General features: G+C 62.7%; 20 protein-coding genes. 13 read left to right on the forward strand and 7 right to left on the reverse strand.

The genetic code is table 11. The annotated features are described in order from the left end of the window. The first annotated feature begins 1 nt into the window (after window position 1). Together HJB82_RS08190 and HJB82_RS08195 are read left to right on the forward strand one after the other, a co-directional pair. Window positions 2-361, forward strand: coding sequence for a YciI family protein (locus tag HJB82_RS08190; protein WP_221115307.1), 360 nt, complete (start codon window positions 2-4; stop codon window positions 359-361). Between the two features lie 9 nt (window positions 362-370). Continuing rightward, the gene (locus tag HJB82_RS08195; RefSeq protein ID WP_221139802.1) at window positions 371-1,612 is read left to right on the forward strand and encodes an RNA polymerase sigma factor; all 1,242 of its coding nucleotides are present in this window, start codon (window positions 371-373) and stop codon (window positions 1,610-1,612) included. Here the strand turns inward: HJB82_RS08195 and HJB82_RS08200 are convergent. Then, window positions 1,580-2,542 (reverse strand): lysylphosphatidylglycerol synthase domain-containing protein, encoded by a 963-nt coding sequence (locus tag HJB82_RS08200; protein ID WP_221139803.1) that lies wholly within the window; start codon window positions 2,540-2,542, stop codon window positions 1,580-1,582. The two genes, HJB82_RS08195 and HJB82_RS08200, sit on opposite strands and share 33 nt — an antisense overlap. 196 nt (window positions 2,543-2,738) lie before the next feature. Between HJB82_RS08200 and HJB82_RS08205 the strand changes: the two genes are divergently transcribed. From HJB82_RS08205 to HJB82_RS08220, 4 genes are all read left to right on the forward strand, one after another. Beyond that, complete coding sequence (locus HJB82_RS08205; protein WP_221115309.1) at window positions 2,739-4,232, forward strand: glycosyltransferase family 39 protein; 1,494 nt, start codon at window positions 2,739-2,741, stop codon at window positions 4,230-4,232. 137 nt (window positions 4,233-4,369) lie between these two features. Continuing rightward, complete coding sequence (locus HJB82_RS08210) at window positions 4,370-5,386, forward strand: glycosyltransferase family 2 protein (RefSeq protein WP_207583579.1); 1,017 nt, start codon at window positions 4,370-4,372, stop codon at window positions 5,384-5,386. A gap of 12 nt (window positions 5,387-5,398) precedes the next feature. Then, window positions 5,399-6,898 carry a glycosyltransferase family 39 protein gene (locus HJB82_RS08215; protein ID WP_221139804.1) on the forward strand — a complete coding sequence of 500 codons (1,500 nt, stop codon included), beginning with the start codon at window positions 5,399-5,401 and terminating at the stop codon, window positions 6,896-6,898. After that, window positions 6,899-8,386: a glycosyltransferase family 39 protein gene (locus HJB82_RS08220; protein ID WP_221139805.1), complete on the forward strand. Its 1,488-nt coding sequence runs from the start codon at window positions 6,899-6,901 to the stop codon at window positions 8,384-8,386. It abuts the gene before it with no gap. Window positions 8,387-8,392: 6 nt separating this feature from the next. Here HJB82_RS08220 and HJB82_RS08225 read toward each other — a convergent pair whose 3' ends face one another. Then, window positions 8,393-9,760: an aspartate aminotransferase family protein gene (locus HJB82_RS08225; RefSeq protein ID WP_221139806.1), complete on the reverse strand. Its 1,368-nt coding sequence runs from the start codon at window positions 9,758-9,760 to the stop codon at window positions 8,393-8,395. Window positions 9,761-9,840: 80 nt separating this feature from the next. Here HJB82_RS08225 and HJB82_RS08230 point away from each other — a divergent pair, with 80 nt between their 5' ends. Further along, on the forward strand, window positions 9,841-11,193 hold the full coding sequence (locus HJB82_RS08230; protein WP_221139867.1) for a glutamine synthetase family protein: 1,353 nt from the start codon (window positions 9,841-9,843) through the stop codon (window positions 11,191-11,193). A gap of 15 nt (window positions 11,194-11,208) precedes the next feature. Here HJB82_RS08230 and HJB82_RS08235 read toward each other — a convergent pair whose 3' ends face one another. Continuing rightward, entirely contained in the window at window positions 11,209-12,153 is a 945-nt protein-coding gene (locus HJB82_RS08235) for a diacylglycerol kinase family protein (protein ID WP_207583575.1), read from the reverse strand. Between the two features lie 300 nt (window positions 12,154-12,453). On the opposite strand from HJB82_RS08235, the gene HJB82_RS08240 reads away from it, so the two are divergent. Together HJB82_RS08240 and mgtE are read left to right on the forward strand one after the other, a co-directional pair. Continuing rightward, window positions 12,454-13,680 (forward strand): MFS transporter, encoded by a 1,227-nt coding sequence (locus tag HJB82_RS08240; RefSeq protein WP_221115313.1) that lies wholly within the window; start codon window positions 12,454-12,456, stop codon window positions 13,678-13,680. Between the two features lie 264 nt (window positions 13,681-13,944). Beyond that, window positions 13,945-15,318 (forward strand): magnesium transporter, encoded by a 1,374-nt coding sequence (gene mgtE / locus HJB82_RS08245; protein WP_221115314.1) that lies wholly within the window; start codon window positions 13,945-13,947, stop codon window positions 15,316-15,318. A 31-nt stretch (window positions 15,319-15,349) separates the two neighbouring features. Here mgtE and HJB82_RS08250 read toward each other — a convergent pair whose 3' ends face one another. Further along, window positions 15,350-15,823: an Lrp/AsnC family transcriptional regulator gene (locus HJB82_RS08250; RefSeq protein WP_207583572.1), complete on the reverse strand. Its 474-nt coding sequence runs from the start codon at window positions 15,821-15,823 to the stop codon at window positions 15,350-15,352. A gap of 144 nt (window positions 15,824-15,967) precedes the next feature. On the opposite strand from HJB82_RS08250, the gene HJB82_RS08255 reads away from it, so the two are divergent. Next, window positions 15,968-16,873, forward strand: coding sequence for a DMT family transporter (locus HJB82_RS08255; protein WP_207583571.1), 906 nt, complete (start codon window positions 15,968-15,970; stop codon window positions 16,871-16,873). Between the two features lie 81 nt (window positions 16,874-16,954). Here the strand turns inward: HJB82_RS08255 and HJB82_RS08260 are convergent, their stop codons facing one another. Both HJB82_RS08260 and HJB82_RS08265 read right to left on the reverse strand, forming a co-directional pair. After that, complete coding sequence (locus HJB82_RS08260; protein ID WP_221115315.1) at window positions 16,955-17,569, reverse strand: L,D-transpeptidase; 615 nt, start codon at window positions 17,567-17,569, stop codon at window positions 16,955-16,957. Between the two features lie 134 nt (window positions 17,570-17,703). Continuing rightward, a complete protein-coding gene (locus HJB82_RS08265; RefSeq protein ID WP_221115316.1) occupies window positions 17,704-19,368 on the reverse strand; it encodes an electron transfer flavoprotein-ubiquinone oxidoreductase in 1,665 nt (554 codons plus the stop codon). Between the two features lie 252 nt (window positions 19,369-19,620). Between HJB82_RS08265 and HJB82_RS08270 the strand changes: the two genes are divergently transcribed. Then, a complete protein-coding gene (locus tag HJB82_RS08270) occupies window positions 19,621-20,409 on the forward strand; it encodes an SDR family oxidoreductase (protein WP_207583568.1) in 789 nt (262 codons plus the stop codon). A 10-nt stretch (window positions 20,410-20,419) separates the two neighbouring features. Here the strand turns inward: HJB82_RS08270 and HJB82_RS08275 are convergent, their stop codons facing one another. Next, window positions 20,420-21,298 (reverse strand): phosphotransferase family protein, encoded by an 879-nt coding sequence (locus HJB82_RS08275; RefSeq protein ID WP_207583567.1) that lies wholly within the window; start codon window positions 21,296-21,298, stop codon window positions 20,420-20,422. Between the two features lie 292 nt (window positions 21,299-21,590). Between HJB82_RS08275 and HJB82_RS08280 the strand changes: the two genes are divergently transcribed. Continuing rightward, window positions 21,591-22,913 carry an efflux RND transporter periplasmic adaptor subunit gene (locus HJB82_RS08280; protein WP_221131468.1) on the forward strand — a complete coding sequence of 441 codons (1,323 nt, stop codon included), beginning with the start codon at window positions 21,591-21,593 and terminating at the stop codon, window positions 22,911-22,913. Next, window positions 22,910-26,026: an efflux RND transporter permease subunit gene (locus HJB82_RS08285; protein WP_221139807.1), complete on the forward strand. Its 3,117-nt coding sequence runs from the start codon at window positions 22,910-22,912 to the stop codon at window positions 26,024-26,026. Before HJB82_RS08280 ends, HJB82_RS08285 begins: the two co-directional genes overlap by 4 nt. Window positions 26,027-26,085: the final 59 nt, after the last annotated feature.

The following is a 26,085-nucleotide window of genomic DNA, read 5'->3' on the forward strand; positions in this document are numbered from 1 at the left end:
CGTGCGCTACATCTGCCTGATCTATAACAGCGCCGACACCGACGGCACGCTGACATCTGAAGAGACCGATGACCTCGTCAAAGCGCATTTCGCCTTCGACGAGGAACTGCGCCGCGACGGTATCATGGTCCACGCCGATGCGCTTGAGATGCCTGATAGGGCGACCGTGCTGCGTGTTCGAGACAACACTCTGTCCGCGACCGACGGTCCCTATGTCGAGACGAAGGAGCATCTTGCCGGCTTCTACGTCATCGAGGCGCCTGATATGGCGACGGCAAAAAAGATCGCCGGGCGGATCCCTTCGGCGCGTTTCGGCGCGGTCGAACTTCGGCCCGTGCGGATGCTGACCCTGCCGGACTGAGGTGCGCCGTTGGAAAGCCTGATCGAGGAGATTTATCGAACCCAATCGCGCCGGGTGCTGGCGACGCTGATCCGCCTGCTCGGCGATTTCGACCGGGCCGAGGAAGCGCTGCACGACGCCTTCGCCGCGGCCGCCCGGACATGGCCGGCCGACGGCATTCCCGGCAATCCCTTCGCCTGGCTCGTTTCCACGGGGCGCTTCAAAGCGATCGACACGATCCGGCGGCGAGCGCGCTTCGATGCGTCGCAGCATCACATCGAGGACAGCCTCTACACGCCTGATGCAACGGAGATCGGCGACATGGAACCAATCGAGGACGACATGCTGCGGCTGATCTTCACCTGCTGCCATCCCGCCATCCCCTCCGATGCGCAGACGGCGATGACGCTTCGGGAAATCTGCGGATTGACCACCGAGGAGATCGCCCATGCCTTCCTCTCCCCGGCGCCGACGGTCGCCCAGCGGATCGTGCGCGCCAAGAACAGGATCCGAACGGAGAATATCCCCTATGAGGTGCCAGGCCGCGAGGCGCTGCCTGAGCGGCTCGACCAGGTGCTGCACGTCATCTACCTGGTCTTCAACGAAGGCTATTCCGCCTCTTCGGGCGAGGCCGTGGTTCGTGCCGACCTGACGGCGGAGGCGATCCGTCTGGCCCGGCTGCTTCTGGCGCTGCTGCCGCATCCCGATGTCCGCGGCCTGCTGTCGCTGATGCTGCTGCAGGATTCCCGCCGCACCGCCCGCAGCAATGAGCAGGGGCTGCTGGTGCTGCTTGCCGATCAGGACCGCTCGCTCTGGGATCATGAAAAGATTGCGGAAGGATCGGCGCTGCTTGCCGAGGCAATGCGGGAGGGAGAGATCGGCACCTACACACTGCAGGCGGCAATCGCCGCCGAGCATGCCAGGGCACCTGCTGCCGATGAGACCGACTGGCGGCGGATCGCCTTCTATTACGATCTTCTTCTGGCGGCCCAGCCCTCCCCGATCGTCGAACTCAATCGCGCCGTGGCGATCGCGATGGCGGAAGGGCCGGCGAAGGGGCTGGATCTGGTCGATGCCATTCTGGAACGCCAGGAGCTCAAGGCCTATCATCTCGCTCATTCGGCGCGCGCCGATTTCCTGCGGCGCCTCGGCCGGCGGCAGGAGGCGATCGCGGCCTATGGAACGGCGCTGTCGCTTTGCCGGCAGGAGCCGGAGCAGGCATTTCTCAGAAAACGGATTTCAGAGCTTGCCGCGGCGCCCGAGCGGCAGTGAGATCGCCGTGCCCGTCAGCGCTGAGACGATGATCAGCAGGTGGGCGTTGACGCTTGCCTGCGCCAACGCGGCCAGGGCCAGCCGCTCGCTCGAAGCGCCGAGAGCAATGGCGCCGGCGGTGATGCCGGCCGGATAGGTACCGACGCCACCCGGCGCGTGTACCGGCAGCACGGAGGAAAGCTCACCGCCAAGCGCACCGCCGAAGCTCGCCGCCATCGGCAGCACGCCCATCAGGCCGAGCGCCCAGGCAAGCACCATCACCTTCACCAGCCAGTTGACGATGGTCATCGCCCAGGCGCGTGTAAAAGCGATGGCATCGACCGGCAAACCGTTTTCGATCTCGGCGACGAATTTCTGCGCCTTCCCCGGCAGCAGCCTGGCGGCGAGGCGCAGCAGCGGCTTGCGCGCGGCGAAAGCTGCGACCGGCAGCAGCAGAAACACCGTCCAGAGCAACCAGGCAACAACTGCATCTGCGGCGGCGACGGCAAAACCGATACCGGCGGCGGCGACCAGCGCGTGCAGGTCGAGCAGCCGCATGACGAACAGCGCCGAGGTTCCGCGTGTCAGCGGAATGCCGAACTCCGTGCGCATCAACAGCGGAAAGCTGGTCTCGCCGGTGCGGAAGGGCAGCATGATGTTCAACAGGTTGTGGATCTGCGTGACGCGGAAGAGGACCGCGAACCGGCCGGCCGTCTCCTTCGGAAAATAATCATAGATGCGCCAGGTGCGCAGGAAATAGGTGCTCGTCAGGAGCACCAGCGCGCCGATCACCGGACCGGCGCCGACATCCGCCCACTGCCTGATAATGACAGGCCAACCCCAGAACCATTGGATGAAGAGCGCATAGGCTGCGACGATGACGACCGTCAGCACCGTCATGCGATTGCGCATAAACCAGGATTGCCGGCTTTCAACGATCGAACTCTTCATGTAGTAGGCATTCCTTGCTTGGGTCGGCAGGGCTTGGGTCGGCAGGGCCCGATCCCGTCGCCAGGCCTTTTAAGAGAAATGACGGTTGCGCACAACGGCGGAGTTGATGGGCAGTGGCGGCGAACTCCGCTTCCCCGCCGACGATCCGAGCGCTGACCGGTAAATCACATGCCTTGCCGGCTTGACGTGGAGATCGATGTTGGAGCGGATTACCAAAAGCATTACGAGCGCAAGCATTTTTCTGGCAGTCTATTTCCTGCTCAATATCGCGCTGCGCATCGCCTTGCCTCATACGCTCGATCTCGACGAGGCGGAGCAATCTTTCTATTCACAATACCTGCTTGCCGGCTACGGCCCGCAGCCGCCGTTCTACAACTGGATTCAATATGCCATCGTTTCGGTGACCGGCATATCGATGTGGGTGCTGTCGGTGCCCAAGAATATCATTCTCTTCGGCTGTTATCTCTTCTATGGGCTTGCTGCCCGCGAGGTGCTGAAGAACCGTTCGCTGGCAGCCGTCGCCATGCTGAGCCTGATTACGCTGCCGCAGGTGGGCCTGATGGCGCAGCGCGAATTGACCCATACCGTCGCCCTGCTGTTTGCGACCTCGCTCTTCCTCTTCGGTTTTTTCCGGACGCTGCGCCAGCCGACGCTCGCAAGTTTCCTCGTCATCGGCATCGCCACCGGCATCGGGCTGATCTCGAAATACAATTTCGCCATCCTGCCGGCTGCAGCACTCCTCGCCGTGCTGCCTGACCGGGAATGGCGCAGCCGCCTGATCGACTGGCGTTTGCTGCCGGCGATCGTAGTCGCCATTCTGATCGTGCTGCCGCATGCGCTCTGGTTGCCTGACAATCTCCTCAGCGCCTCTGGGCCGACACTGGAGCGAATGACCGCAGAAGACTTGGCCCCCGCCGGCATGCCCCGCATCGGACAGGGACTATTATCTCTCCTCATCGCCGTCCTCGGCTTCGTCGCCTTGCCGATCGTTCTCGTCGCAGCCGCATTCCGGCGGGACTTCTTTGGCGCGCTCTCCTCGTCCAGCCCGATGATCCGGGTGATCGAGCGGATGATGGTCATCAGTCTGGTCGCTTTCGTCGGCGTGGTGCTCTTTGCCGGCGCAAGCGATATCCACGAGCGCTGGCTCGACCCCTGCCTGCTCGTCCTGCCGCTCTATCTGTTCCTGAAACTGGAAACCGCAGGTGTCGATCTTTCCGCCGGCCTTGCGCGCTTCCGGCCCGTGGTGCCGGTCTTCATGGTCGTCATCCTGTCGATCCTTCTCTTCCGGATCATCGGCATTCAATATATCGGCACCTATACGAGAACGAACGTACCCTTTGCGGGCTACGTCGCTGAATTGACCGCGACCCGCAAGCCGGTTCTCATCGTCGCTGGAACCAAGTTCGTGGCCGGCAATCTGAAGCTGGCGCTTCCCGATGTTCCCGTGGTGATACCGTTCTTCCCGGGATCCGGGGTTCCCGAATATGCGGCTGCGAAGGGACCGGTTCTGGTTGTCTGGCGCGGCGAGACCGCAGACGACCCGACGATTTCCCCCGGCTTCGCCAACGATCTCGCAAGATCAGGCATTCATCTGCAGGAGTTGAACACGCTGACGCTGCCCTATCTCTTCGGTGACGGCAAACGCAGCTTCTCCATCGGGTATTCCTGGGTAGAGGGCGGCGCCAAATAGCGTTGCGGCAGGTCAAGCGATTGCGGGGAAACCGGCATTGCCCGCTGGCAACCGGCGGACAGTTCATGTACTAGCCTTCCGCAAGCGCGACGGCAGCAGTAAGATTGCTCGGCCGTCCGGCCTTTTGGAGATGAACGTTGCAGACAACCGTAGAGCCCATTCGCGGTACGAATGATCCGGTACAATCGCTCGAGCTGTCGCTGGTCGTGCCGATTTTCAACGAAGAGGATAGCGTCGGTCCGCTCGTCGAGCGTGTCGTGGCTGCGATGGCAGCCTATCCCCATCGCTGGGAGCTGCTCCTCGTCGACGACGGCAGCACGGATGCGACGCTCGTCAACGCCCGCAAGTTCGTCGGACGCGACGGGCTGGTGCTCAGGATTGTCGAGCTGCAGCGCAACTTCGGCCAGACCGCTGCCATGCAGGCTGGTATCGACACCGCTCAGGGCCGGCTGATCGCAACGATGGACGGCGACCTGCAGAACGATCCGAAGGACATTCCTGCGATGGTCGCCGAATTGGAACGGCGCGAACTCGACCTCTTGGTCGGCTGGCGCAAGAACCGCAAGGACGGTCTGCTGCTGCGCAAGATCCCCTCCTGGTGCGCAAACTACCTGATCGGCCGCATCACCGGTGTCAAGCTGCACGATTACGGCTGCAGCCTGAAGATCTACCGTGCCTCAATCATCAAGCAGGTGAAGCTGATGGGCGAAATGCACCGCTTCATCCCGGCCTGGGTGGCCGGCGTCGTCCCGAGCTCGCGCATCGGCGAGATGGCCGTCACCCACCATGCGCGCGAACACGGCGTTTCGAAATACGGAATTTCGCGCACCGTCCGCGTCATTCTCGACCTGCTGTCGGTGATGTTCTTTATGCGCTACAAGGCGCGGCCTGGGCATTTCTTCGGCTCGCTGGGTCTTGGCCTCGGTGCGGTCGCGATGCTGATCCTCATCTATCTCGGCTTCGACAAGTTCATCATGGGCAACGATATCGGCACGCGGCCGATGCTGATGGTCGGCGTCGTGCTGCTGCTGTCGTCGGTGCAGATGATCACAACCGGCATCCTGGCGGAGATGATCGCGCGCACCTATTACCGTGACGACGCCTCTCCGAATTATATCGTGCGGCAGATCTTCGACGATCGAAGCCAAGCCTAAGCCGGCAGCACGATGCTGGAGCGCGCGACGAGGACGATCAAAACCGCCGGCCTGCTGCTTGCGGCCTATTTCGTGCTCAACATCGTGCTGCGCCTCGCGCTTCCGCATTCGCTGGAGCTCGACGAGGCCGAGCAATCCTTCTTCTCGCAATATCTGCTGGCGGGCTACGGTCCGCAGCCGCCCTTCTACAACTGGATGCAATATGCCGTCGTTTCGGTCACGGGCATGTCGATCGGCGCGCTGATCGTTCCGAAGAATATTCTCCTCTTTCTGTGCTACCTTTTCTACGGCCTTGCCGGGCGCGAAGCTTTGAAGGACCAGGCGCTTGCCGCCATCGGCATGCTCGCGCTGATCACCCTGCCCCAGGTCTCCTTTATGGCCCAGCAGGATCTGACCCACACGACGGCACTGCTCGTTGCCAGTTCGCTGTTTCTCTACGGCTTTTTCCGCACGCTCGATCGACCAAATCTCGGCAGCTATCTCGTGCTCGGGCTTGCCACAGGCATTGGCCTGATCTCGAAATATAATTTCGCGCTGATGCCAGCCGCCGCCTTGATCGCCATCCTGCCGGATGCCGAATGGCGCCGCAGGGCGCTCGATTGGCGCATATTGGCGGCGATCGCCGTTGCGCTGGTCATCGTCCTGCCGCACGCGATCTGGCTGCGAGACAATCTCGCATTTGCCTCCTCGGATACTCTGGTGAAGATGGCGGCCGGCAACGAACCCGCCGGCATGGTGCGAATTGGCAAGGGCATCATCGCCTTTGTCGTTGCCATCATTGCCTTTGCGGCCCTGCCGGCCGCTATCTTCGCCGCCACCTTCCGCCGGGATTTTATCCGTGCCCTTTCGGCCGGCAACCGCTGGACCGGGATGATGGAGCGGATGATGCTCGCAAGCCTTGCCGGCATCGTTCTCATCGTGCTCTTCACCGGCTCCACCACTGTGCGTGAACGCTGGCTCGACCCGTTCCTGCTCGTGCTGCCGATCTATTTCCTGGCGAAGATGCAGGCTGCCGGCATCGACCTTTCCGGAGGGCTACGCCGCCTCCGGCCGGTGCTGCCGGTGCTGATGGCCTGCGTGCTGATCGCACTCGGCTTGCGTGTCGTCGGCGCCGGGCTGATCGGCGTCTACAGCAGGCCGAACGTGCCGATGGCGCGCCTTTCCCGCGAGATGTCGCGGCAGGCGGAACCGGCGTTGGTGATCGCCTCGGACACCTATGTCGGCGGAAACATGCGGCTGCAATTTCCCGATGTGCCCGCGGTCATCCCCGATTTCCCGGCACCTGGCATTCCAGCCTATGCCGAGGCGAAGGGACCGGTGCTGATCGTCTGGCGCGGCAAGAAGACGGCGACGGCCGCCGATGCGGTCATGCCGGAGCAGTTTTCATCGGCGCTGACGGCAGCGGGCATCGCGCCGCAGGAGATCGGCTCGCTGTCGCTTCCCTATTATTTCGGCCGCCCGGGCGACAATTTCGCGCTCGGTTACGCCTGGGTTCAGCCGAGGGCCAGATAGATGAGCGAAACCAATAGCCGCGACATCCGGTGGATTTTCGTTCTGCTGGCGGCCTATTTCGTGCTTCAGGTCGGCGTGCGGCTGGCAACCTCGCATTCGCTCGATCTCGACGAAGCCGAACAGGCCTTCCGCTCGCAATGGCTTGCCGCCGGCTACGGCCCTCAGCCGCCGTTCTACAACTGGCTGCAATACACCGTCTTCCAATTTGCCGGCGTCTCGCTTGCCGCGCTTTCGGTGGTGAAAAACCTTCTGCTGTTCACGTCCTACTTGCTCTACGGCCTGACCGCGCGTCTCCTGCTGCGCGACAAGGCGCTGGTGGCGATATCAACACTGGGGCTGCTGACGATCCCGCAGATGGCTTTCGAGATGCAGCGCGACCTCACGCATACGGTCGCCGTGTTCTTCTCGGCCAGCATCTTCTTCTACGGCTTCATCCGCAGCCTGAAACAGCCGAGCCTTGCCTCCTATCTGATCGCCGGCATCGGAATCGGCTTCGGACTGCTTGCTAAATATAATTTCGCGATCCTGCCGGCGGCAGCGCTGATTGCCGCGCTGGCGGATGCGCGCCTGCGGCCGCGGATCTTCGACCGGCGGCTGATGCTGACGGCGGCGGTGGCATTCGTCATCACCCTGCCGCATCTCTTCTGGCTGAAGGACAATCTCGATTTCGCCACCGCACGCACCCTGGAGAAGATGACTGCGAGCGGCCATGCGAGCTATCTCGTGCAGGTGGCCATGGGTGTCAGCTCGCTCGCTCTCGCCACCATCAGCTTTGCCGGATTGACGGTGGCGGTCTTTGCCATCGTCTTCGGCAAGAGCTGTCGTCCGGCGCTCACCGCCGGCTCGGAATGGACACGGCTCATCGAGCGGATGATGCTCGTCTTCCTCACCGGCATTCTGTTTCTGATCGTCTTCGGCGGCGCGGCCGGTATCAAGGACCGCTGGCTGGTGCCGATGCTCTTCATCCTGCCGCTCTATTTCTGCCTGAAGATCGAGGCCGCCGGCGTCGCGACAGGCAGGGCGTTCCGGCGTTTTATGGCGATCGTCGCGATCATCATGATCGGCGTGCCAGCGGCCCTTTACGGCAGTGTCGCGGCCGCACGCTTCACCGGTCACTACGAACGATTGAACAGGCCCTATGCCACGATGCTGGAAAGCCTGCGCAAACAGGCCGAGCCGGCGGCGATCCTTGCCGGAGACAGCCTGCTTGCCGGCAATCTCCGGCAGGATATTCCCGGCTTGCCGGTTCTCTCCGTGGATTATCCCGGCTTCCATCCGGATCTGACCGACCGGCGACCGCTTCTCCTCGTCTGGCTGATACCGCCGAAAGGGGGAAGCGAAGCCCTCCCGCCGGCCATGGCTCAATGGCTCCAAGCCAATCTCGGCACGTCCGCACCGGATGGGTCGGTGATCGACGCGCCCTATTTCTACGGGCGCGGCGAGGATCGCTACCGTTTCGGCTATGCCTGGATCAACCAGCCGGACTAAGCGAAATCAGGATTTCAGTTCCTTCCAGGCCAAATCCAGCGCCAGGCTGGTAATTCTTGCCATCTCGTCCACCTCCGCATGGCTGATGACAAGCGGTGGCGAGGCCAGCATGCGGTCGCCCGTGGCGCGCAGCACGAGGCCGTTCGCCAGCGCATGGTTGCGCACCAGCGCACCGACCTGATCGGGCTTGTCATAACGCGTGCGCGTGCTCTTGTCGGCAGTCAGCTGCAGGGCGCCCATCAGGCCGATGCTGACGGCCTCGCCGACCAGATCATGCTCGGCAAGGGCCGCCCAGGCCTTGCCAAAATAGGGGCCGATATCGTCGCGCACCCGTTCGACCAATTTCTCCTCCTCGATGATGCGCAGGTTTTCGAGGGCGGCGGCAGCGCAGACGGGATGGCCGGAATAGGTGAAGCCGTGATTGAACTCGCCGACCTCGTTGATCAGCACGTCGGCGATGCGGTCACTGACGAGCACGCCGCCGATCGGCAGGTAGCCGGAGGACAGTCCCTTGGCGATCGGCGCCAGATCGGGCTCGACGCCGAAATGCTGATAGCCGAACCAGGCGCCCAGCCGGCCGAAACCGCAGATCACCTCATCGGTCACCAACAGGATATTACGCGCCTTGCAGATCCTGTCGATCTCCGGCCAGTAGGTCTCGGGCGGGATGATGACGCCGGCAGCCCCCTGCACCGGTTCGGCGACGAAGGCTGCGACATTTTCCTCGCCCAACTCGTCGATCTTCGCTTCGAGTTCGCGGGCGACCTTGAGACCGAATTCATCAGGCGAGAGATCGCCGCCCTCGCCGTACCAATAGGGCTGGCCGATATGAACGATGCCAGGGATCGGCAGGTCGCCCTGCTCGTGCATGTATTTCATACCGCCGAGGCTGGCGCCGGCGACGGTCGAACCGTGATAGCCGTTCTTCCTTGCTATAACGATTTTCTTCGACGGCTTGCCGACGGCGCTCCAATAGACGCGGGCCATGCGGAACCAGGTGTCGTTCGCCTCCGAGCCGGAGCCGGTGAAGAAGATATGGTTGAAACGCGCCCCCGCGTGGGCGGTGACCTTCTGGGCAAGCAGCGTCGCCGGCGTCGAACTCGTGCCGAAGAAGGTATTGTAATAGGGCAGCTCGTTCATCTGTCTTGCAACGGCGTCAGTGATCTCGCGGCGGCCATAGCCGATATTGACGCACCAGAGGCCGGCGAAGCCATCGAGATATTTCCTGCCGTGATTGTCGAAGATATGAACGCCCTCGCCGCGCTGGATGATGCGCGTGCCTTCGGCATTCAGCTTCTTCATGTCGGCGAAGGGATGCAGGTGATGCGCGGCGTCGATCGCCGCAAGGTTCGAGGGTGGGTAGGTATCGGGCATAATGGGAAGACCCTCGCGGATTGAAAGGCTGTTATCGATGGGATAGGAGCTTGGCCTTGTCCCGGAGGATTTTCAAGGTCATGGCGAGCGACAGGGTGGACGGCAAGGCCGAGGGCGGCGATCCTCGTTTTGAGATCCTGATCGTCGGCATGAACGGCGATCTGCGCGGCAAGCAGCTTCTGCCCGGCGCCGAAGACAAGATCTGGGCCGGCGACATCCGCCTGCCGACCTCGACGCAATCGCTCGACATCTGGGGCGACGACAATGACGACATTACCGGCCTGTCGCTGACGATCGGTGATCCGGACGGCAAGCTCGTCCCCGACCGGCGGAGCCTCGCGCCGATGCCCTGGGCGCCCGAGGGCTCGATGCAGGTGCTTGCCACCATGCACGAATTCGACGGCATCCCGAGCTTCATGGATCCGCGCGCCATCCTCGCCTCGGTGCTCGATCGTTATCGTGCACGCGGCCTGACACCCGTGGTGGCGACCGAGCTGGAATTCTACGTGATGTCAGGGGACTGGCGCGAGGCCGGCCGCCCCTCCCCGCCCGAAAGCCTCACCTATCGCGGCGAACCGAACGGCTTCCAGCTTTACGACATGAGCGCCGTCGATGCACTCGACGTCTATCTCGGGACGCTGAGGGCCTATGCGAAGGCGCAGGGGCTGCCGGCGGATGCGACGACGGCGGAATTCGGCCCTGGTCAGTTCGAGGTCAACCTGCTGCACCGCCCCGATGCGCTGGCCGCGGCGGACGATTGCCTCTACCTCAAGCGCATCGCCGAGCAGGCGGCGCGCCGCCACGGACTGAAATCGACCTGCATGGCCAAGCCTTATTCCGACCATGCCGGCTCCGGCCTGCATGTGCATGCGAGCATCATCGATGTGCAAGGCCGCAACATTCTCGATGCCAAGGGCGGCGAACCGAAACTGCTGAAATCGGTGACAGCAGGCCTGCTCGACACCATGCGCGCGGCGCAGCTGATCTTCGCCCCGTTCGCCAACTCCTATCGCCGCTTCCAGCCGGGCTCGTTTGCACCTGTCGATCTGACCTGGGGCAGCGGCCATCGCGGCACGGCGATCCGCATACCCGACAAGGATGGGCCGGCCGCCCGCATCGAGCACCGCGTCGCCGGCGCCGACGCCAATCCCTATCTGCTGCTCGCCGCGATCCTTGGCGGCATGCTTATCGGTCTCGACGGCGAACTCGACCCCGGCGAGGAGACGTCGCCGTCGCACACACCGGCGAATACCGCGCGGCTGACGCATGATTTCCTGAGTGCCGTCGAAGCCTTCCGTGCCTCGCCCTTCATCGCCGATATCTTCGGCGCACGTTATCAGGCGCTCTACGGCGACACCAAGCGCAAGGAAGCGCTTGCGCATCTGCGCACCGTCTCGGATTTCGACTATCGCACTTATCTGCCGCGGCTCTGAAATTCAGCAGAAGACCTACACAGCCGGCTCGCGGCGCTCGGCCGCATCCACCTGCGCGGCGAGACCCTGCTTGACGAGAACCTTCAACTCGCCTGGATGCAGTCGGATCGAGACGTCGCGTTCGAGCGGCAGCAACTCGCCGTCCATGACACAATTGGCCTTGTAACGCAGTTTCGGGAAATGCAGTTGCACCTCCGCCGGATGCATCACCATGACATCGGCATTCTCGCGGACCTTGCCGCGCAGCATGTCGATGGCGAGACGGGCGACACCGACCGGTTTCAGCGGATTTGCCGTATAGAAGCCGAGCTCGCCGCTTCTCAGATTGTCGGCGTAAAGCAGCGCATTCTCACCGAAGGGATTGTTGGAGACGGAGATTGCCGACACCCTGCGGCGCTCGCGCATGCCGGCCGCCTCGAACTCGACTTCGAATTCCGGCGGGTTGAAGATGACGCCCAAGGCCGCCTTTGTGCTCGCCCGTATCTTGCCCAGCCGCGAACGATAGCTGTAGGCGTTGCGGTAGCGCACCATTCGGGCATGCAGGCCGGCGGAAAACTGGTGGATGAAGGGCCGGCCGTTGGCGCTGGCGATATCGACATTGTCGATCTCGCCAGAGGCAAGCACATCGAGCGCCTGCCAGATATCGAGCGGCACACGCAGCGAGCGGGCAAACAGGTTCATGGTGCCGGCCGGCACGACGCCGAGCGCAATGCCGTTTTTCCAGGCGATCGATGCCGCCGCCGAAATCGTGCCGTCGCCGCCGCCGGCGACGATCCCGTCGATGTCGTCGCGCTTGGCCGCCCGCTCCATGGCGGGAATGATCTCCTTTCCGGAGAAGACGATGGCGTCGAAATCGTGCCCAGCTTCGCGGAAAGCCGCCTCCGCCCTCTTTTCGTAGGCCAGCATGTCGGTGGTCCTGAAGGTACCGCCGTCGCGATTGAAAAAGCCTACAAGCTTCATGAGGGCTCCCGTCTCTGGCGCGGAAATAATCCTGCCTTGCCCATCAGATGGTTTCGGGATCGGCGATTTCAAGCGCCAGTACCTTTCCCGGGAGACGACAGAAATGCAAAAATTGCAACGGACATATGCACATAGCAGGACGCTGCACTGCAAAAAACGCACTCGACGCCGGCCGGGTCGTCACGGATAGATGGAAGGATCGGAGACAGGTCTCCACCTCCCGCCATTTTGAACGATCGGCCCGCGGCCGTGCCAGCGCCAAGGCCATCGCCAATCAGAAAACCGCATCGAGGAGCTCTCGTGAGTGAGATCACCGTCAATGATTCCATCGATAGCCAGGATGAAGGGCTGCCCTCGGCAACGACAGTAGCGCTGGTCCAGCTGGCGCTCGCCTGTGGCGGCTTCGGCATCGGCACCGGCGAATTCGCGATTATGGGCCTATTGCCCAATGTCGCCAAGACCTTCTCGGTCACGACCCCGCAAGCCGGCTACGTCATCAGCGCCTATGCACTCGGCGTCGTCATCGGCGCGCCCGTCATCGCCGTGCTCGCCGCGAAGATGGCGCGCCGTACGCTGCTGCTGACACTGATGCTGATCTTTGCCGCCGGCAATATCTTCAGCGCCATGGCGCCGACCTTCGAAACCTTCACGTTGCTGCGCTTCGTCAGCGGCCTGCCGCATGGCGCCTATTTCGGCGTCGCAGCCCTTGTCGCCGCCTCGATGGTGCCTGTGCACCGCCGCGCACGTGCCGTCGGCCGCGTCATGCTCGGCCTAACCGTCGCAACACTTCTCGGCACGCCCTTGACGACGTTCTTCGGCCAGTCGCTCGACTGGCAGATCGCATTTTTCTCGGTCGGCGTGCTCGGCCTGCTGACGGTGGCGCTGATCTGGTTCTACGTTCCCAAGGACAGGGTTTCCGAGGAGGCAAGCTTCCTGCGCGAACTCGGGGCTTTCCGCCGGCCGCAGGTGTGGCTGACGCTCGGCATCGCCGCTGTCGGTTACGGCGGTATGTTTGCGATGTTCAGCTATATCGCCTCGACGACAACCGAGGTGGCGATGCTGCCGGAAACAGCGGTTCCGATCATGCTGGTGCTCTTCGGCGTCGGCATGAATGCCGGCAATTTCATCGGTTCATGGCTCGCCGACAAATCGCTGCTCGGTACGATCGGCGGCTCGCTCGTCTATAATATCGTCGTGCTGACCACCTTCTCGCTGACCGCCGCCAATCCCTATATGCTCGGCCTCTCCGTCTTCCTCGTCGGCTGCGGTTTTGCCGCCGGCCCGGCGCTGCAGACACGGCTGATGGATGTCGCCGCCGATGCGCAGACGCTTGCCGCCGCTTCCAACCATTCCGCCTTCAACATCGCCAATGCGATCGGCGCCTGGCTCGGCGGTCTCGTCATCGCTTGGGGCTACGGTTTTGCGGCAACCGGTTATGTCGGCGCAGCACTGTCCTTCCTCGGCCTCTTCGTCTTTGCGGCCTCAGCACGGCTGGAGCGTCGCAGCCGGAGCACGCAGGCCGCGTAGAGCGTCTCCGCCCACAATGCGCGGGTGTGCGACATTCTGGCGTTAAGCTTTTACCCCGCTTGACTTTTTTCGCGTTCGGGACCACCTAGAATCTCACGTGGACGGCACTCGTCTTCCGCGGATTTTAACGGAGCCATCTTAACGATGCCAAGCGACAGTAGCAGTCGATTGCCCTTGCCGTACGCGGCCCTCGTGCGCTGACCGACTCCTGTCGGCTCGCCCGGTCGGGACGCTACGGCGGATCGACGGAAAGGCGAGCCTCAAATGAATATCAATCGCTTCCCTCTTCGGGCAGGCCATGCCGCCCGTGCCTTCATCAACAACAGCCGCGGCGCAACGATCGCCGAACACGTCGAATCGTTGAACGCGCTGACCGTCCAGGACGCCGGCCGCGTGCTGACCGGCATGCCGCTCGACTATGCCGTCAACATCCTCGACCGGCCGGAGCTTCGCAACGCTGCACAGATCCTGGCGCTGATCAGCGCCGAGGACGCTGCACGCCTGCTGCATGGCATGTCCAACGACCGTGTCGCCGACGTGCTGCTCGAACTCGACGGCGAGACCCGCGCCCGGCTGTTTGCCAGCCTCGACGAGCCGGTGCGCATCGCGATCCAGCACCTGATGGGCTACCCGCCGCGCACGGCCGGCGGCATCATGACGACGGAATTCGTCAGCGTGCCGGTGAACTGGACCATCGCCCAGACACTCGACCATGTGCGCCAGGTCGAACGCTCGCGCGAGACCGTCTACGCCATCTATGTGCTCGACGAGATCAGCCATGCGCTCATGCATGTGGTGACGCTGCGCCGCCTCATCACCGGCGAGCCGGATGCTTCCATCCTCTCGGTGGCGCAGAAGGGTGCGCCGGTTTCGGCCGATCCGCTGATGAAGCAGGAGGATGTCGCCCGGTTGATCCGCAAGCATGACCTGCTCGCCCTGCCGGTCACCGACGAACATGGGCAGATGCTCGGCATCGTCACCGTCGACGACGTGATCGACACGATGATATCAGACACGACGGAAGCGGCCCAGAGGTTCGGCGGCATGGAGGCGCTCGGCCAGCCCTACATGAAGATCGGCTTCGCCGGCATGATCCGCAAGCGCGCCGGCTGGCTCGCCGCCCTCTTCCTCGGCGAGATGCTGACGGCAAGCGCCATGCAGCATTTCGAAGGCGAGCTGGAAAAGGCCGTGGTGCTGACGCTGTTCATCCCGCTGATCATGAGCTCGGGCGGCAATTCCGGTTCGCAGGCGACCTCGCTGATCATTCGGGCGCTGGCGCTCGGCGAGCTGAAGCTTTCGGACTGGTGGAAGGTGCTGCTGCGCGAACTGCCGACCGGCATCGTGCTCGGCGCGATCCTCGGCCTCGTCGGCTTCATTCGCATCGTCTTCTGGCAGTCGGCCGGCCTCTACGACTACGGCCCGCACTGGCAGATGGTCGCCATCACGGTGTTTGCCGCCCTGATCGGGATCGTCACCTTCGGCTCGATCTGCGGTTCGATGCTGCCCTTCTTGCTGCAGAAGCTCCGGCTCGATCCGGCCAGCGCTTCGGCCCCCTTCGTCGCCACGCTGGTCGACGTCACCGGGCTCGTCATCTACTTCTCGGTGGCCCTGCTCATCCTCAGCGGGACGCTGCTGTAGCACCCGCAAATGGCAGCAAGCCCGAGGGGATTTATTTTCCCTCGGGCAGCTTCAACGGCCCATGCGTCTTCATGCTGCGGATGGCGAAGTTGGAGCGGATGTCGCTGACATTCGGCAGGGTCAACAGCGTTTCCGTCAGAAGCCGTTCGTAGGCGGCGAGATCCTCGACCACCACTTCGGCGAGGAAATCGGCCGTGCCCGAAATCAGGAAACAGGAGACGATCTCGGGGATGGCGAGCAGCGCCTTCTGCTGCGCCTCGGAATTCTCACGGCTGTGATGGGCGACCTTGAATTCGACGAAGACGGTCAGGCCGAGGCCGACCTCCTTACGGTCGATATCGGCCGTGTAGCCGCGGATGATACCGGAGCGTTCGAGATTGCGGATGCGGCGCAGGCAGGGCGACGGCGAAAGGTTCACCTTCTCGGCGATCTCGACATTGGTTGCCCGTGCATCCTCCTGCAGGCACTTCAGGATGGCGATATCGAATTTATCGAGATTTGGCATTTTCGCGATCCCTGTTGGCGTCGATTGGCAGAATATTGCGCATAATATGATTTTTGAGCCAGAGATAGCAAGGACATGCCCTGCCCTCTGGGACTAATCTTTTCCTCAACCGGAAAGGCTCCGGATGAAGGAAGGGACAGGACGATGACCACCATTGCATTTACGAACGACAAATCGCCTTCGCAGGCACTGGGTTATGCCGGCGGCACCGTTACCGTACTGATCTGGGCGACATGGTTTCTCGTCACCCGCCACAGCGCCGCAACGCCGCTCGGCTCGGTCGACATCGGGCTGATCCGCTTCGGCATTCCGGCGCTGGTGCTTTCGCCGGTCTGGCTGAAGACCGGACTGTTGCCGAAGTCCCTGCCGCTGCACCTGGTGGCGATCATGGTGTCCGGGTCCGGCGCCGTTTTCTTCCTGCTCACCACGCTGGCAATCCATTCGACGCCGGCTGCGTCTTCAGGCATCCTGCTCGGCGGCTCGATGCCGCTCGCGGCGGCGCTGATCGGCATCGTGCTGTTTGGCGAAAGACCTGATACCACCCGCATCGCCGGGCTGGTCGCAATCGTCGCCGGCGTTCTGATCCTGCTCACCCACAGCCTTGCAGACGCCTCGCTTCCATGGACGAGCTTCGTGCTGCTACCGGCCGGCGCCGTATTGTGGGCGAGCTATACGCATGCCTTCCGCCGCTCCGGCCTGACGGCCGTGCAGGCAAGCGCGCTGATCGCCGTCTGGTCCTTCCTGATCATGGGCGCGCTGGCCCTCATCTTCGGCATCTCGCTGCAGCAGGCACCGCTTCCGGAAATCGGCCTGCAGGTGCTGAGCCAGGGCATTCTTTCCGGCCTCGTCGCCATGGTCGCCTACGGCACCGCCGTCACAACGCTCGGCGGAACGCAGGCCGCCGCCTTCACGGCGCTGACGCCTGTGCTGGCAACGCTTGGCGGCGGCTTGCTGCTTGGCGAACCGATCGGCCTGACGGAAATCAGCGCCGCCGTGATCACCGGCATGGGCGTTGCGCTTTCCACGGGGATCGCCGCCCAGCGCCGCTGACCGCCACCGGACCAACGAACGTCGAAAGCCGCCGACAGCCATCGCTGCGGCGGCTTTTTCAATCAACGTGATTTTGCTCGCTCAAGCCTGGATGACGACGACCCTGGCGCCGACTTCGACCCGGCTATAGAGGTCGATCACGTCGTGGTTCATCATGCGAATACAGCCGCTCGACATGGCGAGCCCGATCGATTGCGGCTGATTGGTGCCGTGAATGCGGAAATGCGTGTCGCCGCCGCCGCGATAGAGATACATCGCTCGTGCGCCGAGCGGGTTGTTCGGACCGCCCGGCATGCCGCCGGCGAGCTTGCGATAACGCTCTTCGCGGCGCTGCATGTTTTCCGTCGGCGTCCAGCTCGGCCACTCGGCCTTGCGGCCGATATAGGCGTTGCCGGCAAATGCCAGCCCCTCGCGACCGACGCCAACGCCGTACCGCACCGCCCTGCCGCCGCCGAGGACATAATAGGCACGGCGCGTCGGGGTGTCGACCACCACGGTGCCGGCGTCATGGGTGGTTTCGTAGGCCACTTCCTGACGGCGGAGTTCCGGCTTGATCTTGTCGATCGGCACCTGCCTCAACGGGAATTTTTCATCCGGAAGTGCGGCGTAATTGGTCTGGCTGTTCAGGCCGGTCGAAGAGCAGCCGGCGACAAAAAGCGGCAGAGCGATCAGGAAACCCCGGCGGGAGATCGTCATGAATGTGTCCTTAGTGCGTCAACAAGATGTCGCACGCTAAGGAAATTATGGTTAACGAACGGCTAACGGCCGCCCGCCGCAGGCGATACGAAGGCGTCAGCACGTAAAATTGTCGGCGGCGTGGATAATCCGCCTCACATGTTCGGATAGACCGGCCCCTCGCCGCCCTGCGGCGGCACCCAGTTGATGTTCTGGTTGGGATCCTTGATGTCGCAGGTCTTGCAGTGCACGCAGTTCTGGGCGTTGATGACGAAGGTCTCCTCTCCGTCCTTCTCGACCCATTCATAAACCCCGGCCGGACAGTAACGCGTCGACGGGCCGGCATAGATGTCGTGCTCCGAACGTTTCTGCAGGCCCATGTCCTTGACCTGAAGATGCACCGGCTGGTCTTCCTCGTGATTGGTGTTCGACAGGAACACCGAGGACAGCCGGTCGAAGGTCAAGACGCCATCCGGTTTCGGATAGGCAATCGGCTTGTGGTTTGCGGCCGGCTCGAGCGACTGCGCATCGGTCTTGCCATGCTTCAGCGTGCCGAAGAACGAGAAGCCGAACAGCGTATTGGTCCACATGTCGAGACCGCCGAGCGCCACGCCGAGCGCCGTGCCGAACTTCGACCACAGCGGCTTGACGTTGCGCACCCGCTTGAGATCCTTGCCGATGTCGCCCTTGCGCCATTCGTTTTCGATCTCGACCACCTCGTCATGGCTGCGGCCGGCTGTAATCGCCGCCGCCACCTTCTCGGCCGCCAGCATGCCCGACAGAACCGCGTTATGGCTGCCCTTGATGCGCGGCACGTTGACGAGACCAGCCGAACAGCCGATCAGCGCCCCGCCGGGGAAGGAGAGCTTCGGCACCGACTGATAACCGCCCTCGGTGATGGCACGCGCGCCATAGGAGAGCCGCTTGCCGCCCTCGAAGGTTCCGCGGATCGCCGGATGGGTCTTGAAGCGCTGGAATTCCTCGAACGGATAGAGATAGGGGTTCTTGTAGTTGAGATGGACGACGAAGCCGACGGCGACCAGATTGTCTTCGAGGTGATAGAGGAAGGAACCGCCGCCGGTCTTCATCCCGAGCGGCCAGCCGAAGGAGTGCTGCACCAGGCCCGGCTTATGGTTCTCCGGCTTGACCTGCCAGAGTTCCTTGATGCCAATGCCGAACTTTTGCGGTTCGCGACCTTTTTGCAGATCGAACTTGGCGATCAGCTGCTTGGCGAGCGAGCCGCGTACACCTTCGCCGATCAGCACGTATTTGCCGAGCAGTTCCATGCCGCGCGTATAATTCGGGCCGGGCTCACCGTTCTTCTCGATCCCCATGTCGCCGGTGGCGACGCCGATGACCGCGCCCTCGTCATTATAGAGCACTTCGGTTGCGGCAAAGCCCGGATAAATCTCGACGCCGAGTTCTTCGGCCTTACCGGCCAGCCAGCGACAGACGAGCCCGAGCGAGACGATGTAGTTGCCGTGATTGTTCATCAGCGGCGGCATCAGCACATTCGGCAGGCGGATCGAGCCGGCCGGGCCGAGCAGCAGGAAATGGTCGGCGGTGACCTCGGTCTTGAAGGGATGCTCACTCTCTTCGCGCCAGCCGGGCAGCAGCCGGTCGATGCCGATCGGATCGACGACGGCGCCGGAGAGGATGTGGGCGCCGACTTCCGAGCCCTTCTCCAGCACGACGACCGAAAGCTCCGGATTGACCTGCTTCAGCCGGATCGCCGCAGAAAGACCAGCCGGACCGGCGCCGACGATCACCACGTCGAATTCCATGCTCTCGCGTTCGGGCAGCTCAGTCGTCTCGGTCATTCACTCGTCTCCGCTTGGCGGCACGCGGCCGTCATCCCGTCATAGGCACTTTCTTGTCAAAACGAGAAAGCATTGTCGAGCCGGGATACGACAGCCAATCTTCAATTCGCACAATGATATGCCCTGGACGCCAGAATTATATGCGGTTTACGTGAACGTCAATTATCAAACGACGCCGAACCGACCACACGCCCTTCCCTTTTCCGGCGCATGCGCCTTATACATCGCTCAAAGATATTGGAGGGAACGATCATGGATCTCGGCATCGAAGGCAAACGGGCGCTCGTCCTCGCCTCCTCGCGTGGCCTCGGCCTCGGCATCGCCGCAGCACTGGCGCGCGAAGGCGCAAATGTGCTGCTCTGCGGGCGCAGCGGCGAGCAGCTGGACGCCAACTGCAAGGCAATCAATGCCGAAGGCAAAGGCCGGGCCGACTGGATCTGGGCCGACCTCGGGGATGAACGCTTCGTCGAGACGACGACGGCGGCGGTGAACGAAAAATTCGGCGGGCTCGATATCCTCGTCAACAATACCGGCGGGCCGAAGCCCGGTACGACCGAGGACATGACCGGTGAAAAGCTCGAGACCTATTTTATCTCCATGGTCGCCCGCGTCATCACGCTGACCAATGCGCTGCTTCCCGGCATGAAGGCGCAGGGCTGGGGCCGCATCCTGACGGTCGCCTCCTCAGGGGTGATCGAACCGATCGCCAATCTGGCACTGTCGAATACGCTGCGCCCGGCACTTGCCGGCTGGAGCAAAACGCTTGCCTCCGAAGTGGGCGGCTTCGGCGTTACCACCAACCTGCTCTTGCCGGGCAGCATCCTGACCGGGAGGCTCGACGAGCTCGACGGGGCGGCGGCAAAGCGGACGGGCAAGAGCCTCGAAGATATCCGTACCGACAAGGAAGCGCGCATTCCGGTCGGCCGATATGGCAGGGTGGAGGAATTTGCCGCAACGGCTGCCTTCCTTTGCAGCCAGCCGGCAAGCTACATCACCGGCTCGCTGATCCGCTGCGACGGCGGCGCGGCGCGATCAGTCTAGCAGTTTCACTTCAGCCGACGTGGACGGCCCCCGCCCACGTCGCAGCACTTCGGATCATCTGTTCGAGGTAGGCCGGATCGTCGGCAAATTCGGCGAGCTCGGAAAGCCGATGGAAGCCCGTCAGGATCGCAATGCGCCGCCGGTCGAGCCGGCGTCCGGTCAGCATTTCATAGGCCGATACGATGCGAGCGGTGAGATCGGGCGAGATGAAGTTCGAGTAGATGAATTCCTGGTGCAACGGGCCGAAGCCCGAATCGGCAAAATCGTAGATGCCGTTGAGCCTCCCTTGCGCATGGTCGAAGGCCATGTTCCAGCCATGACCGTCGAAGAAGCCGTAGATGTTGCCGTGGGGATCAGGCGGCAGGGTTTCGAAATCGGAAATAATGGCCTGCGCAAAACTCCGGAGGTCGAGCGGCAGCAGCGGCAAGGCCTTGGTTCGCACCACCTCCGACGATTGCCAGGGCTGGATCGGCCCGGCGCCGGCCGACCGCATGCGATCGGCATCGAGCACGTGCAGCTCGGCGTAAAAACGCGCAAGATCATCGGCGAGGCGCCGACGATAACTCTCGCCAAGCGCATCGTAATCCTCGGCGATGAGATGTTCGCCCTCGAGCTTGGCATGGCTGGAGAAGATCGGCGGCCCGTCGTGAATGCACATGTCTGGAACCGCCATCGACAGCGACGGCCTGATGATGTCGAGCAGGGCGGCTTCCTTGACGAGCGCTCTTTCCGCGCCGGAATGGCGGGGAAATTTAAAGATCAGCGTGTCGTCGACGTCGACGGCAAGCGAGTCCCAACCCTGCGCCGCCAGCTTGAAGACGGAGGCCGTGAGTTCGGGAAACACGCTTATGATGAGAGAGCGAAATTCGCTGGCGCTAAACTCGGTCATGACGACCTGCCTTCTCTGGTTTTTCCGCGTTTTTCCCGCGCCATCGACGGCTTGCGGGTTGATATCGTCTTCTCGCGAAGGGTCTCCCGCCGCAGCCGTCAAACGGCAATCGGGCACGCTCGGCCTATATTAGTATAGTTTGAATATTAAGGAATATTCATTACAAAAATTTAAGCCGTTATAACCACTTAGTGATTGCGACCCGGGAATTATGTCTTTTTTGCGCCGCAATATAAGCGGCTCAATCGGAGCATAAAATTCGCAACCCCGTTCAACACCCGGTCTGTCGCCCATGAAGAAATTTTGGATCACTGTCAGCGTTATCGCAGTTGCCGCCGTCGGCGTCTGGCAATTCGGGAATCTGATCCCTTATGCCTCTCGCATTCCCACCCTCTCGCAGTTCATCAAGCAGCCGGCCGGCAGCAATGGCGGTGGGCAGCAAGCACGGGGCGATCAGGCGCAGGCCGACCAAGGGCAGGCCGATCAAACGCAGAACGGTGGTCAACATCAGGGCGGCGGGCGCAGACGCGGCGGCGGCGGCCCGACGGTCGTCAAGACCGTCGCAGCGGTGAAAACCACGCTGCCGACCGATGTGACGGCGACCGGCTGGGCCGATGCCGATGACAACACGACCATTGCCGCACAGGAACAGGGCCTGATCGTCAGCATCGATGCGCAGGATGGGGCGACCGTCAAAACCGGCGACCTGATCGCCAAGCTGGACGGGCGGACGGCCAAGGCAGCGGTCGACAAGGACAATGCGATGATCGTGCGCGACACCGCCACCCTTTCGGAGGCCGCGACCGCATTGACGCGCGCGCGAGATCTCTTCGACCAGAAGGCGGGCACCCAGCAGAGCCTCGACCAGGCGGTCGCCGCCCGTGATACCGCCGCAGCCACTGTTGACGCCGACAAGGCATCGCTTGTCTCCGATCAGGTCATCCTCGAGCACACCGACATTCGCGCGCCCTTCGATGGTCGGCTCGGCGATATCGCCGTCAGCAAAGGCGCTTTTCTCAGTGCCGGCGCGGCAATCGTCACCATCGCCAAATACGACCCGATCTATATAAAATTCCACCTGCAGGAGCGCTACCTGCGCACGTTGAAAAGCGCTCTGGCAGCCGGTCCGGTCGCGGTCAGCACGGTTCCCAAATCCACCAAGGGACAGGTCCGAAAGGGCGAGATCAGCTTCTACGACAACACGGTCGACACGGCCTCGGGCACGATCCTCGCCAAGGCGAAATTCGAGAATGCCTCCGGTGCGCTCTGGCCCGGCCAGTCGGTCAACATCGTGGTGCATTTCAACAATGACGAACAGCAGGTGGTGGTGCCGACGGTTGCCGTCAGCCCCGGCCCTGAGGGTTTCTTCGCCTTCGTCGCCAAGGACGGCAAATCGCATCTGACGCCGGTCACCGTCGCCCGCGCAAATGGCGGCTTCACCGCCATCGGCGCGGGTCTTTCGGCAGGCGACCACGTTGTCGTCGAGGGTCAGGGCCAGCTCAGCGATCAGCAGGCGATCAACGAGCAGTTCGACGAAAAGGCGCTTGATGTCGCCTCCGCCGACGAGCCTCGGCAGCAGCAGTCCGAGACGATCGCGGTGGGAGCTCAGCAATGATCCCCAATTTCTGTATCCAGCGGCCCGTCGCGACGACGCTGCTTGCCATCGGCGTCATTCTGGCTGGCCTTGCCGGTTACCAACTCGTTCCGGTCGCGGCACTTCCACAGGTCGATTTCCCGACAATCAACGTTTCGGCGCAGTTGAGCGGCGCCTCGCCGCAGACGATGGCAACCTCGGTTGCCACGCCGCTGATCAAGCAGTTCGAGACCATTCCCGGGGTCAGCGAAATCAGCGCCTCGAGTTCGCTCGGCAGCAGCAGCATCGTGCTGCAGTTCGATCTCAATCGCAATATCGACGCCGCCGCAGCCGACGTGCAGGCGGCGATCTCGCATGCAACCCGGCAGTTGCCCGACAACTTGACGACACCGCCGAGCTACCGCAAGACCAATCCGGCCGATGCGCCGGTGATGCTGCTTTCGGTGCAGAGCAACACCATGCCGCGCAGCAAGCTCGACGAGATCGCCGAGGACATCATCTCGCCGTCGCTTTCCACACTCCCCGGCGTTGCTCAGGTCAGCGTCTACGGTGCGCAGACCTACGCCGTGCGCGTCGAGGTCGATCCCAACAAGCTTTTGACCCGCGGCATCGGCATCGATACCGTCAACAAGGCGCTAGCTGCGGCCAACAGCCAGCAGCCGGTGGGAACGCTGCAGAACAACTCGCAGAGCATGACCATCACGGCAAACACGCAGCGCACCAACGCCGAACAATTCCGCTCGCTCGTCATTGCCAATCCGAATGGTGCGCCGATCCACCTCGGCGATATCGCCGATGTGCAGGACAGTGTCGAGAACCAGTATACCGGAAGCTGGTATGACGGCCAGCGCGGCATCATTCTCGCCATCCAGCGTCAGCCGGATGCCAACACGGTCGATGTCGTCGATGCGATCAACGCCAAGCTGCCGCAGCTTCACGCCGAAATCCCACCCTCGGTGAACACCGTCGTCATGAACGACGCGGCAAAACCCATTCGCGATGCCATTTCCGACGTGAAGTTCACGCTGCTCTTGACGATCGGCCTCGTCGTTCTCGTCATCTACCTTTTCACCGGCCATGCGACCGCAACGATCATTCCGGGACTTGCGGTTCCGCTGTCGCTGATCTCGACCTTCGGCATGATGTATGTGCTTGGCTACAGCATCGACAACATCTCGCTGCTCGGGCTGACGCTCGCGGTGGGGCTGGTGGTCGACGACGCGATCGTCATGCTCGAAAACATCCTGCGCCATGTCGAAGAAGGCATGCCGGTGCGGGAAGCGGCGATCAAGGGTGCCGGCGAAGTCAGCTACACCATCATTTCCATGTCGGTTTCGCTGATTGCTGTCTTCATCCCGATCCTGCTGATGGGCGGCGTCGTTGGCCGCGTGTTCAACGAATTCGGCATGGTCGTCGCCATCGCCATCATCTCGTCGGCCATCGTCTCGCTGACCGTGACCCCGATGCTCGGCTCGCGTCTGTCCAACAACCACAGCCGCCCACCGCTCATCATCCGCATCTTCGATGCCGGCTTCGAGCGGACGCTCAACGGCTACGACAGGGCGGTTGGCTGGTGCCTTCAGCATCGCCCCACAATCCTCGGGGTTTTCCTCGGCTCGGTGGCGCTGACGATCTACTTCTTCATGACGCTGCCGACGAGCTTCTTCCCGCAGGAAGATATCGGCCGCCTGACGATCAGCACGCAGGCCCGGCAGGACATTTCCTATTCGGCCATGGAAGCGCTGCAGCAGCAGGCGGCAGCCGCCGTCAAGGCGAACCCGGCGGTCAACCACGTGATGTCGACGATCGGCGGCAATCCGAACAAACCGCAGAACAACGGCTCGATGTTCGTCGAACTCAAGGACAAGAAGGCGCGTCCGCCGCTTGACCAGACGCTGCGCGAGCTGCGCACGGCGATCAACAAGATCCCCGGACTGCAGGCCTTCGTGACGCCGAACCAGAGCCTGCGCTTCGGCGGCCGCCAGACCGCCAGCCAGTATCAGCTGGTGGTGCAGGCGCTGAGTGCCGATCAGACCAACCTCTGGGCCGGCAAGATCCAGGCGGCGATGCGCAAGGACCGCCTGTTCACCGACGTGACTTCGGACGCCCAGAACAACGCCCTGCAGGCCAACATCGTCATCGATACCGAGCGGGCGGCCGCCTATGGGATTGACAACGACACGCTGCGCACGACGCTGCAGGAATCCTTCAGCGGCTATTCAGCTGCGGAAATCCAGTCGACCGGCGATAGCTACAATGTCATCGTCGAATACGACACCAGCAAACCCTGGGACGACCAGAAGCTGTCGGAAATTCGTGTCGCCTCCGCCAATGGCAGCCTGGTGCCGCTGTCGAACTTCGCCCATGTGCAACGCACCACCGGCCCGGTCACCATCAACCAGACGGGGCAGCTGGTCTCGACCACTGTTTCCTTCAACCTGCCGGAAGGCGTCTCGCTCAGCGATGCGACGACGGCGGTCGACCAGATCAAGAAGGACATCGCCACACCGGCGGACGTCTTCACCTCCTATGGCGGTACGGCGGAGATTTTCCAGCAGTCGCAGGGCAATACGCCCTATTTGATCCTGGCGGCGGTGCTGACCATCTATGTCGTGCTTGGCGTGCTCTATGAGAGCTTCATCCATCCGCTCACCATCCTCTCCGGCCTGCCGGCCGCGGCCTTCGGCGCGCTGCTGGCGCTGAAGATCATGGGCTTCGATCTGTCGATCATCGCGCTTATCGGCCTGTTGATGCTGATCGGCATCGTCAAGAAAAACGCGATCATGATGATCGACGTGGCGGTGGAGACCATGCGCACGACGGGCGAAAAGGCGACGGCGGCGATCCACGAGGCCTGCGTGCGACGCTTCCGGCCGATCATGATGACGACTTTTTGCGCCTTGCTCGGCGCCCTGCCGATCGCGCTCGGCACCGGCGCAAGCTCGGAACTGCGCCAGCCGCTCGGCATCGCCGTCGTCGGCGGCCTGATCGTCTCGCAGATGCTGACACTGTTCATCACCCCGGTCATCTTCGTCGAGATGGACCGCTTCGGAAACTTCCTCGGCCGCCTGATCGGCGGAAAGAAGGTTGCGGAGCCGGTGGTGCAGGAGGCGAGGGCAATGGCTGCCGAATGATGATGGCCCTCTGAATTCGGCATTTGCCAATCAACCCTTGCGGCGCACTTCTTCTTCCG

Origin of the sequence: Rhizobium sp. NZLR10, assembly GCF_019685125.1 — a bacterium.
GTDB lineage: Bacteria > Pseudomonadota > Alphaproteobacteria > Rhizobiales > Rhizobiaceae > Rhizobium.

Coding starts and splice junctions, on each gene's coding strand:
- HJB82_RS08200 (WP_221139803.1), bottom strand. CDS start 2,542: ATGAAGAGTTCGATCGTTGAAAGCCGGCAATCCTGGTTTATGCGCAAT.
- HJB82_RS08205 (WP_221115309.1), top strand. CDS start 2,739: ATGTTGGAGCGGATTACCAAAAGCATTACGAGCGCAAGCATTTTTCTG.
- HJB82_RS08215 (WP_221139804.1), top strand. CDS start 5,399: ATGCTGGAGCGCGCGACGAGGACGATCAAAACCGCCGGCCTGCTGCTT.
- HJB82_RS08220 (WP_221139805.1), top strand. CDS start 6,899: ATGAGCGAAACCAATAGCCGCGACATCCGGTGGATTTTCGTTCTGCTG.
- HJB82_RS08225 (WP_221139806.1), bottom strand. CDS start 9,760: ATGCCCGATACCTACCCACCCTCGAACCTTGCGGCGATCGACGCCGCG.
- HJB82_RS08230 (WP_221139867.1), top strand. CDS start 9,841: ATGGCGAGCGACAGGGTGGACGGCAAGGCCGAGGGCGGCGATCCTCGT.
- HJB82_RS08235 (WP_207583575.1), bottom strand. CDS start 12,153: ATGAAGCTTGTAGGCTTTTTCAATCGCGACGGCGGTACCTTCAGGACC.
- mgtE (WP_221115314.1), top strand. CDS start 13,945: ATGAATATCAATCGCTTCCCTCTTCGGGCAGGCCATGCCGCCCGTGCC.
- HJB82_RS08250 (WP_207583572.1), bottom strand. CDS start 15,823: ATGCCAAATCTCGATAAATTCGATATCGCCATCCTGAAGTGCCTGCAG.
- HJB82_RS08255 (WP_207583571.1), top strand. CDS start 15,968: ATGACCACCATTGCATTTACGAACGACAAATCGCCTTCGCAGGCACTG.
- HJB82_RS08260 (WP_221115315.1), bottom strand. CDS start 17,569: ATGACGATCTCCCGCCGGGGTTTCCTGATCGCTCTGCCGCTTTTTGTC.
- HJB82_RS08265 (WP_221115316.1), bottom strand. CDS start 19,368: ATGACCGAGACGACTGAGCTGCCCGAACGCGAGAGCATGGAATTCGAC.
- HJB82_RS08270 (WP_207583568.1), top strand. CDS start 19,621: ATGGATCTCGGCATCGAAGGCAAACGGGCGCTCGTCCTCGCCTCCTCG.
- HJB82_RS08275 (WP_207583567.1), bottom strand. CDS start 21,298: ATGACCGAGTTTAGCGCCAGCGAATTTCGCTCTCTCATCATAAGCGTG.
- HJB82_RS08280 (WP_221131468.1), top strand. CDS start 21,591: ATGAAGAAATTTTGGATCACTGTCAGCGTTATCGCAGTTGCCGCCGTC.
- HJB82_RS08285 (WP_221139807.1), top strand. CDS start 22,910: ATGATCCCCAATTTCTGTATCCAGCGGCCCGTCGCGACGACGCTGCTT.